The following is a 14,170-nucleotide window of genomic DNA, read 5'->3' on the forward strand; positions in this document are numbered from 1 at the left end:
TGCCCGTCCCCCTTCGGGCCGTCGCAAGCGACGTTTAAAATCGCTCCCGGCGATTTTATCTATAATCGTTTTTTCTTATGGGTGGCGCAATGAGCAATTCCTTACCTGACACTGCCGTACCTGTTCTGCCAGGCCAGCCGGATAACCCGGTGAGTTGGGCGGAAACAGAGCTAAACTGCGCCAGTATCAAGGCGCACCTCGACGCGTTCCAGCGTTGGTTGGGTGATGCCTTCGATAGCGGAACCTCCGCCGAACAGTTGATGACCGCCCGTACCGAATATATCGATCAAATGCTCCAGCGCCTGTGGCTGCATTACGGCTTTGGTGAAGTTGAAGACGCGGCACTGGTTGCGGTTGGTGGCTATGGTCGCAGCGAACTGCACCCCCTTTCTGATATTGATTTGCTGATCCTCAGCCGTAAAAGGCTGCCCGATGAACGAGCACAGAAAATTGGCGAACTGCTGACACTGCTGTGGGATTTGAAACTGGAAGTCGGTCACAGCGTACGCACCCTCGAAGAATGCCTGCTTGAAGGCCTTTCTGATCTGACTGTCGCCACCAATTTGATTGAATCACGGCTGTTGATCGGCGACGTCGCCCTGTTTCTTGAGCTGCAAAAACACATCTTCAGTGACGGCTTCTGGCCGTCAGAGAAATTCTTCGCCGCGAAAGTGGAAGAACAAAACGAGCGCCACCAGCGCTATCACGGCACCAGCTACAATCTTGAGCCCGACATCAAAAGCAGCCCCGGTGGCCTGCGCGACATTCACACCCTGCAATGGGTGGCGCGTCGCCATTTCGGTGCCACATCGCTCGATGAAATGGTCGGCTTCGGCTTTCTGACCGAAGCCGAACGTAATGAACTCAACGAATGCCTGCATCTGCTTTGGCGCATCCGTTTTGCGCTGCATCTGGAAATCAACCGCTACGATAACCGCCTGCTGTTCGACCGCCAACTGAACGTAGCTCAACGCCTGAACTACAGCGGCGAAGGCAATCAGCCGGTTGAACAAATGATGAAAGATTTCTATCGCGTCACCCGTCGGGTGGGCGAACTGAATCAAATGCTGTTGCAGTTGTTTGATGAAGCGATCCTGGCGCTCACCGAAGACGAAAAACCGCGCCCCATTGACGACGATTTTCAACTTCGCGGCACGCTTATCGATCTGCGTAATGACGATTTGTTCATCCGTGAACCGCAGGCGATCCTGCGCATGTTCCACATCATGGTGCGCAACAGCAGCATAACCGGCATTTATTCGACAACATTGCGCCATTTGCGCCATGCACGTCGCCACCTCAGCCAACCGTTGTGTTATATCCCGGAAGCACGCGAGTTGTTCCTGAGCATGCTGCGCCATCAGGGCGCGGTCAGCCGTGGGTTATTGCCGATGCATCGCCATAGCGTGCTGTGGGCGTATATGCCACAGTGGTCGCACATTGTCGGTCAGATGCAGTTTGACTTGTTCCACGCCTACACCGTCGATGAACACACAATTCGCGTGCTGCTGAAACTGGAAAGTTTCGCCAAAGAAGAGACGCGTTCGCGCCATCCGCTGTGCGTCGAGCTGTGGCCGCGTCTCAATCATCCAGAGCTTATTCTGATCGCCGCGCTGTTCCACGACATCGCCAAAGGCCGTGGCGGCGATCATTCGGTGCTGGGCGCACAAGACGTATTGAAGTTTGCTGAGCTACACGGGTTTAATTCCCGCGAAACGCAGCTTATGGCCTGGCTGGTGCGCCATCACCTGTTGATGTCAGTCACCGCCCAACGCCGTGACATTCAGGATCCAGAAGTCATCAAGCAGTTTGCGGAAGAAGTGCAAACCGAGAATCGCCTGCGTTATCTGGTGTGCCTGACCGTGGCAGATATCTGCGCGACCAACGAAACGCTGTGGAACAGCTGGAAGCAGAGCCTGTTGCGCGAGCTCTATTTTGCCACCGAAAAACAGCTTCGCCGTGGAATGCAAAGTACGCCGGATATGCGTGAACGCGTGCGTCATCATCAGCTTCAGGCTCTGGCGCTGTTGCGGATGGATAACATCGACGAAGAAGCGTTGCATCAGATTTGGGCGCGCTGCCGTGCGAATTACTTTGTGCGCCATACACCTATTCAACTGGCCTGGCACGCACGTCATCTGCTGAAACATGATCTGAATAATCCGCTGATCCTGCTCAGCCCGCAGGCAACGCGTGGCGGTACGGAAATCTTTATCTGGAGCCCGGACCGCCCTTACCTGTTTGCTGCCGTCTGCGCCGAACTCGACAGGCGTAATCTCAGCGTTCACGACGCGCAGATCTTCACGACGCGTGACGGCATGGCGATGGACACCTTTATCGTGCTCGAACCCGACGGCAGCCCACTTTCCGGTGATCGTCATGAAGCCATTCGCCAGGGTCTTGAGCAAGCCATCACACAGCGCTCGTGGCAGCCACCCACGCCACGTCGCCAGGCGGCAAAACTGCGTCACTTTACCGTCGATACCGAAGTCAATTTCCTGCCGACGCATACGGAGAGAAAATCGTTCCTTGAGCTGATTGCGCTCGATCAGCCAGGCTTATTGGCCTGCGTCGGGCAAGTCTTCGCCGACCTCGGTATTTCGCTCCACGGGGCGAGAATTACGACAATTGGCGAGCGAGTAGAAGATTTATTTATAATCGCGACAGCCGACCGCCGTGCCCTTAATAATGTGCTTCAACAAGAGGTACAACAGCGGTTGACAGCGGCCCTCAATCCAAACGATAAAGGGTAGTGTGTTTTTTTTAATGGAAAGAGTTTAACAATGCAGCAGTTACAGAACGTTATTGAGACCGCTTTTGAGCGCCGCGCCGAGATCACTCCGGCAAATGTAGATACCGTTACCCGCGAAGCGGTTAACCAGGTTATTTCCCTGCTGGATTCCGGCGCGTTGCGCGTGGCGGAAAAGATTGATGGTCAGTGGGTAACGCATCAATGGCTGAAGAAAGCGGTACTGCTCTCTTTCCGTATTAACGATAACCAGGTTATCGACGGTGCGGAAAGCCGCTACTTCGATAAAGTGCCGATGAAATTCGCTGACTATGACGAAGCGCGTTTCCAGAAAGAAGGTTTCCGCGTCGTGCCGCCAGCGGCAGTGCGTCAGGGTGCATACATCGCGCGTAACACCGTACTGATGCCGTCCTATGTGAACATCGGTGCCTACGTTGATGAAGGCTCCATGGTGGATACCTGGGCGACCGTTGGCTCCTGTGCGCAGATCGGTAAAAACGTTCACCTGTCCGGTGGCGTTGGTATCGGCGGTGTTCTGGAACCCCTTCAAGCTAACCCGACCATCATCGAAGACAACTGCTTCATCGGCGCGCGCTCCGAAGTCGTTGAAGGCGTTATCGTCGAAGAAGGCTCCGTAATTTCGATGGGCGTTTACCTCGGTCAGAGCACCAAAATTTACGATCGCGAAACCGGTGAAGTGTTCTATGGACGCGTTCCGGCAGGCTCTGTTGTCGTTTCTGGCAACCTGCCGTCGAAAGATGGCAAATACAGCCTGTACTGTGCCGTTATCGTGAAGAAAGTCGACGCGAAAACGCGCGGTAAAGTTGGCATCAACGAACTGCTGCGTACTATCGACTAACTGAGTCGCTTAAAAAGCGGGGGCAACCCCGCTTTTTTTATATCTAACGCTGGCGAAAGTAGATTTTTTCGTTAATTATTCAAAGGTTAAGTTTACTTCAAGGATACCGCTATGTACGACAATCTGAAAAGTTTGGGCATTACCAATCCTGATGAAATCGATCGTTACAGCCTCCGGCAGGAAGCCAACAACGATATCCTCAAAATCTATTTTCATAAGGATAAAGGCGAGTTTTTCGCAAAAAGCGTGAAGTTTAAATATCCGCGTCAGCGTAAAACCGTGGTCGCCGACGGTGTGGGTCAGGGATATAAAGAAGTCCAGGAAATCAGCCCGAACCTGCGCTATGTGATCGATGAACTGGATCAGCTGTGCAAACGCGATCGCACCGAAGTGGATCTGAAACGTAAGATCCTCGATGACCTGCGTCATCTCGAGAGTGTGGTAGCCAACAAGATAACCGAAATTGAATCCGATCTTGAGAAGCTGACTCGCGGTAAATAAGTCCCCGCCGTGTCCCTCTCGCCGGGCGGCGCAGACGCTTGCCCGGCAAATTCCGTCTACCGCTGCTCGTCCAGCTGCAACGCCACATACAACAGCAGCCTGTCGTCAAAATTCCCCAGATCTAATCCGGTCAGTTCAGAAATACGGTTCAGCCGATATTCCAGCGTATTACGATGAATAAACAGCGCTTTAGATGTCGCCAGCGCCTGCACATTATGACGAAACCAGGCTGCCAAGGTTCGCCGTAAAAGACCGTTATTATCCATTGCTTTGAGTTTTGCCAATGGGCGCGCTAACTCATTCGCCTGCCAGCCGCCGCGTAAACTGTCGAGCAGAACCGGTAGCATCAAATCCTGATAAAAATAGCTACGGCTTTCCGGCATCCGCTGTTTGCCCACCATCATCGTAGTGCGCGCGGTGCGGTATGAACGGGCGATGCTGCCCTGCCCGGTAAAATAATTGCCGAGTGCCACACGAAAACGCAGCTGCCCGTTCTCTTTCATGCGTGCGATCAGTTGTTCCACGCGCTTACGATGATCTTCTGCGTCCCAGCGACCAAAAGTATTCAGTGCGGGCTTCAATACCACCATTTCCGTCAGCGATACAATCGCCACCAGGTTATTGCGTTCCGGTACGGTCAATGCGGTTTGCAGTTGCTGTAATTCAGCCATCGCACTGTCTACACCCAACTGTCCGCTATCCACTTCCACCACCGCCACAACGCGCGGCTGATTGAGATCGATGCCCAGTCGTTGCGCCCATTCGGTCAGTGCAGGCGTGTGTTCTTCTGCCTGGATCAGGTTCATTACCAGTTCTTCGCGCAGGCGGGTATCCTGTGCCAGCAGATGCATCAACCGGGATTGCTCGAGCATCATTTCCGCTGTCATGCACACCAGCTCGCCGTATTTACGCAATGATGCAGGTTCACCGGTCAGGCCGATAACACCGACGATTTCACCTTCCAGACGCAATGGCAGGTTAATCCCTTGCCGCACGCCGTGCAGATGTCGTGCAACAGCATCGTCGATATCCACAACGCGACCTTGTGAAAGCACCAGCAGCGCGCCTTCGTGCAATTCACCAATACGTTCGCGGTCACCGCTACCAATAATCCGTCCACGCGCATCCATCACGTTGATATTGGTATCAATAATGCGCATGGTGCGCGCCACGATATCCTGCGCCATTTTGGTATCAAGATGCCAGCCAGCCATAACCCCTCCCATTGCAGAACAACAGAATAGAGAAGTGCATCATGCCGTGCATTGTGCAAATGCACAAACTGCGGTGAGGAAGTATGAAGTTGTGGGAAGGTTCACAGAAAGCAGGAGAGGAAAAGAGAAACGCCCTCCTCCGGATGGAGAAGGGCGAGGAGAATTACTGCATCAACAGGTAGATAGTGCTGTCGCCACGCTGGATATTCAGCGCCAGAACAGACGGTTTGCTGTCGAGGATCTTACGCAGGTCAGCAATATTCTTCACTGGCTGCTGGTTAGCACCCATAATCACATCACCTTTTTTCAGGCCGATTTGCGCGGCTTGAGTTCCGGCTTTCACGCTGCTCACAACAACACCTTTATCAGCGCCTTTGTTGCTCATCTCTGCGCCATCAATGCCATTGAAAATGCTGCTGGAATCAACCTGAGTCTGGCTGCTCTGCTGCAGTTCAATGGTGACATTCACAGGTTTGCCGTCGCGGACCAGGCCCAACTCTACTTTGCTGCCAACAGGCATGGTGCCGACCTGAGCACGTAATGCAGAGAAGCTGCTGATTGGCTTGCCGTTCAGTGAGGTGATCACGTCACCCGCTTTGATACCCGCTTTCGCCGCAGAAGAGTTCGGCAGCACCTGGCTTACGAACGCGCCACGCTGAGCATCGACTTTCATCGCTTTCGCCAGGTCAGAGCTCAGTTCGGTGCCCATAATGCCCAGCTCACCGCGTTTCACCTGACCATATTTAACCATCTGCTCAGTCAGGCTTTTCACCATGTTACTTGGGATAGCAAAGCCGATACCGATGTTGCCGCCGTCTGGTGCAAGGATCGCGGTGTTGATCCCGATAAGTTCACCGTTCAGATTCACCAGAGCACCACCGGAGTTACCACGGTTGATAGCTGCATCGGTCTGAATAAAGTTCTCATAGTTTTCGACGTTCAGGCCGCTACGGCCCAGCGCCGACACAATGCCGGACGTCACGGTTTCACCGAGACCAAACGGGTTACCGATAGCCACGGTGTAGTCACCGACACGCAGTGCATCCGAATCAGCCAGTTTAATGGCGGTCAGGTTTTTCGGATCCTGAATCTGGATAAGCGCGATGTCAGAACGCGGGTCTTTGCCAACCACTTTCGCGTCAAACTTACGGCCATCACTCAGAGAGACTTTGATGGTGCTGGCGTTATCAACCACATGGTTGTTAGTCACCACATAGCCTTTCGCGGCATCAATAATGACGCCAGAACCCAGCGCCATGAATTTTTCCTGCTGACTGCCGCCGTTGCCGCCAGGCGCGCCTGGGCCACCGTTACCGCCCTGGCAGAATGGTGAATTCTGGAACGGAGAACCGTCCTGGCAGAACGGTGAATTATCACCAAAGAACTGCTGGAAGTTGCGCCCCATACGCGGTGTGTTCACCGTGGTGCTGCCTTCCACGTTGATGCTCACAACAGAAGGCATCACTTTTTCCAGCATCGGTGCCAAGCTTGGCATCTGCTGGGCCGTGGTTGCCGCGGTGGCTGTAGTTGCAGAAGATGCGGTTTCCGCAGCCGATGCAGACAGCGGGGACAGGGCCAGACTTAAACTAAGAGCCAGTGCACTCATTGCTAACGTGGTTTTTTTCATGTGTCGTAATCTCAAATGTCAGATAATGCAAAAGTTGCTATGAACGTAACACTCAGAGTCAGTTTATAACGCGAAGTTCCGGATTTAAGTTTCTGGAAAAAGTAAAAAATTATTGTCCGTCTTTACAAAACTCCGACGTTATTCCACGGCCATCAGTCGGCGGTATTCATCCCATGCATAGAGATCGGTCATGCCACTGATATAATCCTGAATCAGGCGACAGCGATAATAGTACTCCATGACCGGATACTCCGTGGCGTCGCGCGGGATTTTATTTACCGCTTCTACATAGGCCAACCGATGGCGCGTAGAAAGTTTCTGGAACAGACGACTTTCAATCGGCAAATGCCGCAAACGCTCTTTTTCCACCAGCTCGTTAAAATCGGCAAGGGATAATTTCAACAGCGGTTGATAGATCTCCAGCAAGCCGCTGATCACGCGATATCCTTGCAACTCTAACTGCTCAACATCCGGATGACAGAACACCTGTTTTATGGCGACGTTTTTATATAACTCAAGGAGCTGGCTGTAATCGCTGCCATCTTCCAGCAATGCATGATTGAAGTCGCCCGCATATATCTGCGACAGATTATCGATAAATCGCTGTGCGGCGAACGGCACCAGTTTATTCAGCGTATTGACCCGCAAATACATAAAGAACTGATCTTCAGTGCTACGGCTCAGGGTATTAGAACGAGATTTATCCCATGCGTTTTCGACCACTTGTGAGAACAGGGAACCTTTTTCATGAGCGCCCCATGCGTCATGCAAGTGCTGATAAAGTTGCTCTACCGTAAAAATGCGTTTCTCTACTGCATCTTCCAGATCCGCCACGCAATAAGAAATATCGTCGGCGGCTTCCATAATCCACGTCAATGGATAGCGACTGTAAGGGGCTAAATCGAGTTCTTTACGTAACCGCTCAATATAGGCCTCTTCAGAAAAGTAGTAGCCGGGTTTCTTCATTAAATAGCTGTGACTTTCTGGCGGATTGCCACGCCACCACGCAGGGCGGGTGTACTTAAGAATGCACCCCACCTGCGACCATGTGAGATTCATACGCATCAAGGTATGCACCAGGCGAATCCCCTGGGCGTTGCCTTCAAACTGGCAAAGATCTTGTCTGACCCGGCGACGTAATTCATTCAGCGTGTCTTCACCGTCGCGCAAACGCAGGGAACTGACAAGGCAGCGGTCTTCGCTTAAAGGCTGGCTGGCCGCATCGGTGGGCCACAGGCGCTGACGGAACCAATCATTAATCGCCGCTTCGCCGAAATGACCAAATGGTGGGTTGCCAATGTCGTGCATCAGGCAGGCCATTTCAACAATGCTTTCGAACGGTCCGGTTAAATCGTCCAGGCCATATACCTCAAGCAGCTTGCGCTGTTTCAGGCGACTCAACACTTCTTTGGCGATATAGCGCCCGACCTGCTGTACTTCCATTGAATGCGTCAGACGCGTGCGCACCGCTGCGTTACGCTCCAGGGGAAAGACCTGCGTTTTCTGCTGCAATCGACGAATGGCCGGAGAGTTGATGATTCGCCCGCGATCGCTTTCGAAAATACGCAGGATCTCATGCTCTGTCACGGCGTTTTGCGGCGAGCGATAACGTCGACGCCAGTTTATCTTTTTGCGAAAATCAATTACGGCCATAGCCTCTCCCGGTCCGGAAATGCGAGCTCCATGATAAACTATGCCTTTAAACCCATCACATCGCGAGTAAATCTATGAAAATCGGCATTATTGGTGCAATGGAAGAAGAAGTGACGCTGCTGCGTGACAAAATCCAGAACCGTCAGACCCTCACCGTGGGCGGGAGCGAAATTTATACCGGCCAGTTGAACGGCGCTGATGTTGCGCTGCTGAAATCAGGGATCGGCAAAGTGGCTGCCGCGATGGGTGCCGCCCTGCTGATTGAGCGCTGCAAACCCGACGCCATCATCAACACCGGTTCCGCAGGCGGCCTTGCGTCATCGTTGAAAGTGGGCGATATCGTGGTGTCGGATGAAGCACGCTACCACGATGCTGACGTTACCGCATTTGGCTATGAATATGGTCAACTTCCGGGCTGCCCGGCCGGGTTCGCCGCCGACTCAAAACTGATTGAAGCCGCCGAAAGCTGCATCAAACATCTTAATCTGAACGCAGTACGCGGGCTTATCGTTAGCGGTGATTCGTTCATCAACGGTTCCGTGGGTCTGGCGAAAATCCGCCACAACTTCCCTCAGGCCGTTGCCGTTGAAATGGAAGCCACCGCCATCGCCCACGTATGCCATAACTTCGGCCTGCCATTTGTAGTGGTTCGCGCCATTTCTGACGTGGCCGATCAGCAGTCACATCTGAGCTTTGACGAGTTCCTTGCCGTGGCGGCGAAACAGTCCAGCCTGATGGTGGAAACGCTGGTCCAGAAACTGGCGAATGCATAAGTCTCTGACATCGGGCATTTTCGCCCTGCTGTTGTCCCTTCCGGCGTGGCTGATTGCCGCGCCGAGGGTTATCACCCTCTCCCCTGCCAACACCGAACTGGCTTTCGCCGCAGGCATCACGCCCGTCGGCGTAAGCGCTTTTTCTAATTATCCCCCACAGGCCGCAGGCATTGAAGAAATTGCCAGTTGGCAAGGGATGAATCTGGAACGCATCGTGGCCCTCAAGCCCGATGTTGTGCTGGCGTGGCGAGGTGGCAACGCCGAACGACAAGTCAATCAGCTCAGTGCGCTCGGCATTAAGGTAATGTGGGTGGAAACGGGCAGCGTCGAGCAAATCGCCAGCACTCTGCAACAGCTCGCGGCCTTGAGCCCAAAACCTCAACAGGCAACGCAGGCGGCGCAGACGTTGCTGCAGGATTTCAACCTGCTCAAGCGAGCGCACGCTAATACCCCGAAAAAAACGGTATTCTTGCAATTTGGCACTAACCCGTTGTTTACCAGTAATAAAGATTCGATCCAGAATGAAGTGATTGAGGCCTGCGGGGGAACCAATCTCTTTGCTGACAGCCGTGTGCCGTGGCCGCAGGTGAGTCGCGAGCAGGTGCTTGCACGCCAGCCACAATTAATTATCACCGCAGGTGGCGAGGCAGAAGCGGCGAAAATTGGGCAGTATTGGCATGGTCAGCTCAACATTCCGGTGATTCCCGTCAACAGCGACTGGTTTGAACGCGCCTCCCCGCGTATTATCCTCGCCGCAAAACAACTCTGCACCGCAATGGCGCAGGTCAATTAACGGGAAACGCATCAATGCTTGTCTATTGGCTGGATATAGTGGGCACAGCCGTATTTGCCATCTCTGGCGTGTTGTTAGCCGGGAAACTGCGCATGGATCCTTTTGGCGTGCTGGTGCTTGGCGTCGTCACCGCCGTGGGCGGCGGCACGATACGCGATATGGCACTCGCAAATGGCCCGGTATTCTGGGTGAAAGACCCCACCGATCTGGTCGTGGCGATGGTCACCAGCATGCTGACTATTCTGTTGGTGCGCCAACCGCGCCGGATACCAAAATGGATTTTACCGGTACTGGATGCCGTCGGTCTGGCGGTGTTCGTCGGTATAGGCGTAAACAAAGCCTTTGTCGCCGGAAGCGGACCGCTGGTCGCCATCTGCATGGGCGTGATCACGGGCGTGGGCGGCGGGATTATTCGTGACGTGCTGGCACGTGAAATACCGATGATCCTGCGCACGGAGATTTACGCCACCGCCTGTATTCTCGGGGGGATTGTTCACGCCACGGCGCACTACACGTTTAACGTTTCGCTGGAAAATGCGGCTATGTTCGGGATGCTGGTGACGCTTGCGATACGTCTGGCGGCAATACGCTGGCATTTGAAGTTGCCGACTTTTGCGTTAGACGAGAATGCCAGATAGCAAAAAGCCGTGTTGTTGATAACACGGCTTTTTTGTTTCGACGGCTGAATAACTCAGACGCTGAACGAAGAACCACACCCGCAGGTGCTTTTGGCGTTCGGATTGGTCACGATGAAACGTGAACCTTCCAGACCTTCGGTGTAGTCCACCGAACCGCCCACCAGATATTGCAGGCTCATCGGGTCAACCACCAGGCCAACACCCTGTTTCTCGATGGTCATATCCCCTTCGTTGATCTTATCGTCGAAGGTGAAGCCGTACTGGAATCCGCTGCAACCACCGCCAGTGATATAGACGCGCAGTTTCAGGTCCGGATTTTCTTCATCCGCAATCAGGTTTTTTACTTTGCTGGCAGCCGCATCAGTAAACTGCAGGGGCAGCGCTACGTCATCACTCATTTCATACTCCAGTTAATTCGCTAGGCCTAAAGTCTCGCCGGGTCTTTTACTCATTATCCAATACCTGACTAAATCGTTCAAGTATTCTCCCCGACGGGCGGTTTCTCTTTCGCCGCATTTTCCGCTTCCTGCTTCGCTAACGTGCGGGTCAGGATCGAGGAATAGAGCGGTTTTCCGCCAAGGAACTGGGCTAATAGTGTTGCGCCAAGACAGGTAATAATCATTGGCAAAATGAGCTGATAATTGTCGGTCATTTCCAGAACAAGCACGATCCCGGTGAGCGGCGCACGTACTGAAGCGGCAAACAGCGCGCCCATCCCCGCAATCGCAAACGTCCCAGGCTCCAGATGATAGGCCGGGAACCAGGCCGTGGCCGCCATACCAAACGCGGTACCTGACAGTGTACCCAACGCCAGCATCGGCGCGAAAATCCCGCCTGGCGCGCCCGAACCGAAGCACAGCAGCGTCGTGATTACGCGAGCAATAAAGATAAACATCAGCAGACCAACGGTATAATTACCCGCTGCCGCGACAGGAATCAGATTGAAGCCACCACCTGCGGCTTCTGGCGTTATCAGCCCGAGCAAGCCACAGACGCCGCCCAGCAGGCCACCAATCAATACCCACTTTTTGATATCGCCACCGTGAATACGCTGGAACATATCCTGCGTACGTAGCACCAGCGCGTTAAACAACGGGCCGACACAGCCGAAGATCATCCCTAAAACCAGATAAAGCCACAGCGTATTAACCGGCGCATTGGCGAGTTTTCCCACCTCAATCACCGCGGTTTCGCCATTAAAGATGCGGAACACGACGCTCGACATAATCACGCCGATAAACACGGCTTTGATGGAAATCAGGTTGTAACGAAACTGCGGACGCATCTCTTCGATGATAAAGAGGATCCCCGCCAGCGGCGCGTTAAAAGCCGCCGCCAGACCCGCCGCCGCACCGGTTGCCAAAAGAGAATGTCGCGCTTCTGCGGTGCGCAGGCGGAAGATATCAAGCACCATACGCCCGATATTACCGCCGAGCTGCACTGTCGGGCCTTCTCGACCAAGCACCATCCCCGCGCCCAGCGTGCCCATGCCACCGATAAATTTCACCGGGATGACACGCCACCAGCGTACCGGGCGTAATTCTTCCAGCGCGCCTTCAATTTCAGGAATGCCCGAACCGCCCGCTTCCGGCGCAAAGCGACGCACCAGATAATAGCCAACCATCGCCAGCAATCCGGAGAGAATGAAGGCCAGCGGCCAGACTAAAAACCAATGGTTCTCGACGTGGGACAGCGAACCGATCCGCAGGTGCTGAACCCAGTTTACGGCTTTCTCAAAAGCCACACCCACCAGCCCCGCCAGCGTACCGACAACGGCAGCCATCAGAAGAATGGCTAACGGTGTTTTATCCCTACGAACTAAACGGCGTACCGCATCTCCGCGGCGCAGACGAACGATTTGCTGTGATTCAAAAGAGGGAGTTTCTGGTTTCATGCCATTATCATTATTGCCAGGAAAAATCGCAGATTGCATTGTACCCACCCAAAAGGGGGTACGTCGCGTTAAAGTTCCTTCATTATTACATTGTTTCAATTGGGCAAAACTTTCATAACCTTCCGGGAATAACTTAGAATAGTCGGCTAACAAGCTTTCTACGAACCAGGAACCTCGCAATGAGTAAATCTGAGAATCTGTACAGCGCGGCACGTGAATTGATCCCCGGCGGTGTTAACTCGCCGGTTCGCGCCTTTACCGGCGTCGGCGGCACTCCGCTGTTTATCGAACGTGCTGATGGCGCCTATTTATACGATGTGGACGGCAAAGTCTACGTCGATTACGTCGGTTCCTGGGGCCCGATGGTGCTGGGCCACAACCACCCTGCTATCCGTAATGCGGTGATTGAAGCGGCTTCACGTGGCTTAAGCTTCGGCGCGCCGACCGAGATGGAAGTCAAAATGGCGGAACTGGTCACCGAACTGGTGCCGACCATGGACATGGTACGCATGGTGAACTCCGGTACGGAAGCGACCATGAGCGCCATCCGTCTGGCTCGCGGTTTTACCGGGCGTGACAAAATCATCAAATTCGAAGGCTGCTATCACGGCCACGCCGATTGCCTGCTGGTGAAAGCCGGTTCTGGCGCGTTGACGCTGGGCCAGCCAAACTCCCCGGGCGTGCCGGCTGATTTCGCCAAACACACCCTGACCTGCACCTATAACGATCTGGCTTCGGTGCGTGAAGCGTTCGAGCAATACCCGCAGGATATCGCCTGTATCATCGTCGAGCCGGTTGCAGGCAACATGAACTGCATTCCACCAGAGCCGGATTTCCTTCCGGGCCTGCGTGCGCTGTGTGATGAATTTGGCGCACTGTTTATCATCGATGAAGTGATGACCGGCTTCCGTGTGGCACTGGCGGGCGCGCAGGATCACTACAACGTTGTTCCTGACCTGACCTGTCTTGGCAAAATCATCGGCGGCGGGATGCCAGTGGGTGCATTTGGTGGTCGTCGTGACGTGATGGAAGCGCTGGCCCCAACCGGCCCGGTTTATCAGGCGGGTACGCTTTCCGGTAACCCGATTGCAATGGCAGCCGGTTTTGCCTGCCTGAGCGAAGTGGCACAGCCTGGCGTGCATGAAACCCTGACCAGTCTGACCAATCAGTTGGCTGACGGTCTGTTGCGCGCAGCACGCGAAACGGGCGTTCCATTGGTGGTAAATAACGTCGGCGGCATGTTCGGCATTTTCTTCACCGACGCGAAAACCGTGACCTGTTACCAGGACGTGGTGAAATGCGACGTGGAACGCTTCAAGAAGTTCTTCCATCTGATGCTGGAAGAAGGCGTGTATCTGGCACCGTCCGCGTTCGAAGCGGGCTTCATGTCTGTGGCGCACAGCGAGCAGGATATCAACAACACCATCGACGCCGCGCGTAAGGTGTTTGCCAAATTGTAATCGTGGTGC

General features: G+C 53.9%; 12 protein-coding genes. 7 read left to right on the forward strand and 5 right to left on the reverse strand.

The annotated features are described in order from the left end of the window. Window positions 1–89 precede the first annotated feature (89 nt). The 3 genes from glnD to VH187_RS02380 all read left to right on the forward strand — a co-directional run bounded on the left by glnD (window position 90) and on the right by VH187_RS02380 (window position 4,109). Window positions 90–2,753 carry a bifunctional uridylyltransferase/uridylyl-removing protein GlnD gene (gene glnD / locus VH187_RS02370; RefSeq protein ID WP_329699877.1) on the forward strand — a complete coding sequence of 888 codons (2,664 nt, stop codon included), beginning with the start codon at window positions 90–92 and terminating at the stop codon, window positions 2,751–2,753. Window positions 2,754–2,783: 30 nt separating this feature from the next. Beyond that, window positions 2,784–3,608, forward strand: coding sequence for a 2,3,4,5-tetrahydropyridine-2,6-dicarboxylate N-succinyltransferase (gene dapD, locus VH187_RS02375; RefSeq protein ID WP_329699878.1), 825 nt, complete (start codon window positions 2,784–2,786; stop codon window positions 3,606–3,608). Window positions 3,609–3,719: 111 nt separating this feature from the next. Beyond that, entirely contained in the window at window positions 3,720–4,109 is a 390-nt protein-coding gene (locus VH187_RS02380; protein ID WP_329699879.1) for a DUF3461 family protein, read from the forward strand. 56 nt (window positions 4,110–4,165) lie between these two features. On the opposite strand, the gene cdaR is transcribed toward VH187_RS02380, so the two are convergent. The 3 genes from cdaR to dgt all read right to left on the reverse strand — a co-directional run bounded on the left by cdaR (window position 4,166) and on the right by dgt (window position 8,603). Then, a complete protein-coding gene (cdaR, locus tag VH187_RS02385; RefSeq protein WP_329699880.1) occupies window positions 4,166–5,323 on the reverse strand; it encodes a DNA-binding transcriptional regulator CdaR in 1,158 nt (385 codons plus the stop codon). 163 nt (window positions 5,324–5,486) lie between these two features. Beyond that, window positions 5,487–6,950, reverse strand: a complete 1,464-nt coding sequence (gene degP / locus VH187_RS02390) for a serine endoprotease DegP (protein ID WP_329699881.1) — start codon at window positions 6,948–6,950, stop codon at window positions 5,487–5,489. 138 nt (window positions 6,951–7,088) lie between these two features. Further along, the gene (gene dgt / locus VH187_RS02395; protein ID WP_329699882.1) at window positions 7,089–8,603 is read right to left on the reverse strand and encodes a dGTPase; all 1,515 of its coding nucleotides are present in this window, start codon (window positions 8,601–8,603) and stop codon (window positions 7,089–7,091) included. A gap of 74 nt (window positions 8,604–8,677) precedes the next feature. Between dgt and mtnN the strand changes: the two genes are divergently transcribed. Genes mtnN through VH187_RS02410 form a run of 3 tightly spaced genes read left to right on the forward strand, consistent with a single transcriptional unit; the run spans window position 8,678 to window position 10,807 of the window. Beyond that, a complete protein-coding gene (mtnN, locus tag VH187_RS02400) occupies window positions 8,678–9,376 on the forward strand; it encodes a 5'-methylthioadenosine/S-adenosylhomocysteine nucleosidase (RefSeq protein ID WP_329699883.1) in 699 nt (232 codons plus the stop codon). Then, window positions 9,369–10,169: a vitamin B12 ABC transporter substrate-binding protein BtuF gene (gene btuF / locus VH187_RS02405; protein ID WP_329699884.1), complete on the forward strand. Its 801-nt coding sequence runs from the start codon at window positions 9,369–9,371 to the stop codon at window positions 10,167–10,169. The genes mtnN and btuF overlap by 8 nt, the downstream gene beginning before the upstream one ends. Before the next feature lie 14 nt (window positions 10,170–10,183). Then, window positions 10,184–10,807: a TRIC cation channel family protein gene (locus VH187_RS02410; protein ID WP_329699885.1), complete on the forward strand. Its 624-nt coding sequence runs from the start codon at window positions 10,184–10,186 to the stop codon at window positions 10,805–10,807. Between the two features lie 53 nt (window positions 10,808–10,860). Here the strand turns inward: VH187_RS02410 and erpA are convergent, their stop codons facing one another. Together erpA and clcA are read right to left on the reverse strand one after the other, a co-directional pair. Continuing rightward, window positions 10,861–11,205, reverse strand: a complete 345-nt coding sequence (erpA, locus tag VH187_RS02415) for an iron-sulfur cluster insertion protein ErpA (protein WP_329699886.1) — start codon at window positions 11,203–11,205, stop codon at window positions 10,861–10,863. Between the two features lie 77 nt (window positions 11,206–11,282). Beyond that, window positions 11,283–12,701: a H(+)/Cl(-) exchange transporter ClcA gene (clcA, locus tag VH187_RS02420; protein ID WP_329699887.1), complete on the reverse strand. Its 1,419-nt coding sequence runs from the start codon at window positions 12,699–12,701 to the stop codon at window positions 11,283–11,285. 179 nt (window positions 12,702–12,880) lie between these two features. Here clcA and hemL point away from each other — a divergent pair, with 179 nt between their 5' ends. Then, window positions 12,881–14,161 (forward strand): glutamate-1-semialdehyde 2,1-aminomutase, encoded by a 1,281-nt coding sequence (gene hemL, locus VH187_RS02425; RefSeq protein WP_329699888.1) that lies wholly within the window; start codon window positions 12,881–12,883, stop codon window positions 14,159–14,161. Window positions 14,162–14,170 lie beyond the last annotated feature (9 nt).

Source organism: Scandinavium sp., from assembly GCF_036271055.1.
In the GTDB taxonomy this organism is placed as follows: Bacteria; Pseudomonadota; Gammaproteobacteria; order Enterobacterales; family Enterobacteriaceae; genus Scandinavium.

What these genes read in the sequence shown, in the direction of transcription:
- hemL (WP_329699888.1), top strand. Translation starts at nt 12,881, where the DNA reads ATGAGTAAATCTGAGAATCTGTACAGCGCGGCACGTGAATTGATCCCC.
- mtnN (WP_329699883.1), top strand. Translation starts at nt 8,678, where the DNA reads ATGAAAATCGGCATTATTGGTGCAATGGAAGAAGAAGTGACGCTGCTG.
- erpA (WP_329699886.1), bottom strand. Translation starts at nt 11,205, where the DNA reads ATGAGTGATGACGTAGCGCTGCCCCTGCAGTTTACTGATGCGGCTGCC.
- VH187_RS02410 (WP_329699885.1), top strand. Translation starts at nt 10,184, where the DNA reads ATGCTTGTCTATTGGCTGGATATAGTGGGCACAGCCGTATTTGCCATC.
- btuF (WP_329699884.1), top strand. Translation starts at nt 9,369, where the DNA reads ATGCATAAGTCTCTGACATCGGGCATTTTCGCCCTGCTGTTGTCCCTT.
- dapD (WP_329699878.1), top strand. Translation starts at nt 2,784, where the DNA reads ATGCAGCAGTTACAGAACGTTATTGAGACCGCTTTTGAGCGCCGCGCC.
- dgt (WP_329699882.1), bottom strand. Translation starts at nt 8,603, where the DNA reads ATGGCCGTAATTGATTTTCGCAAAAAGATAAACTGGCGTCGACGTTAT.
- clcA (WP_329699887.1), bottom strand. Translation starts at nt 12,701, where the DNA reads ATGAAACCAGAAACTCCCTCTTTTGAATCACAGCAAATCGTTCGTCTG.
- cdaR (WP_329699880.1), bottom strand. Translation starts at nt 5,323, where the DNA reads ATGGCTGGCTGGCATCTTGATACCAAAATGGCGCAGGATATCGTGGCG.
- degP (WP_329699881.1), bottom strand. Translation starts at nt 6,950, where the DNA reads ATGAAAAAAACCACGTTAGCAATGAGTGCACTGGCTCTTAGTTTAAGT.
- glnD (WP_329699877.1), top strand. Translation starts at nt 90, where the DNA reads ATGAGCAATTCCTTACCTGACACTGCCGTACCTGTTCTGCCAGGCCAG.
- VH187_RS02380 (WP_329699879.1), top strand. Translation starts at nt 3,720, where the DNA reads ATGTACGACAATCTGAAAAGTTTGGGCATTACCAATCCTGATGAAATC.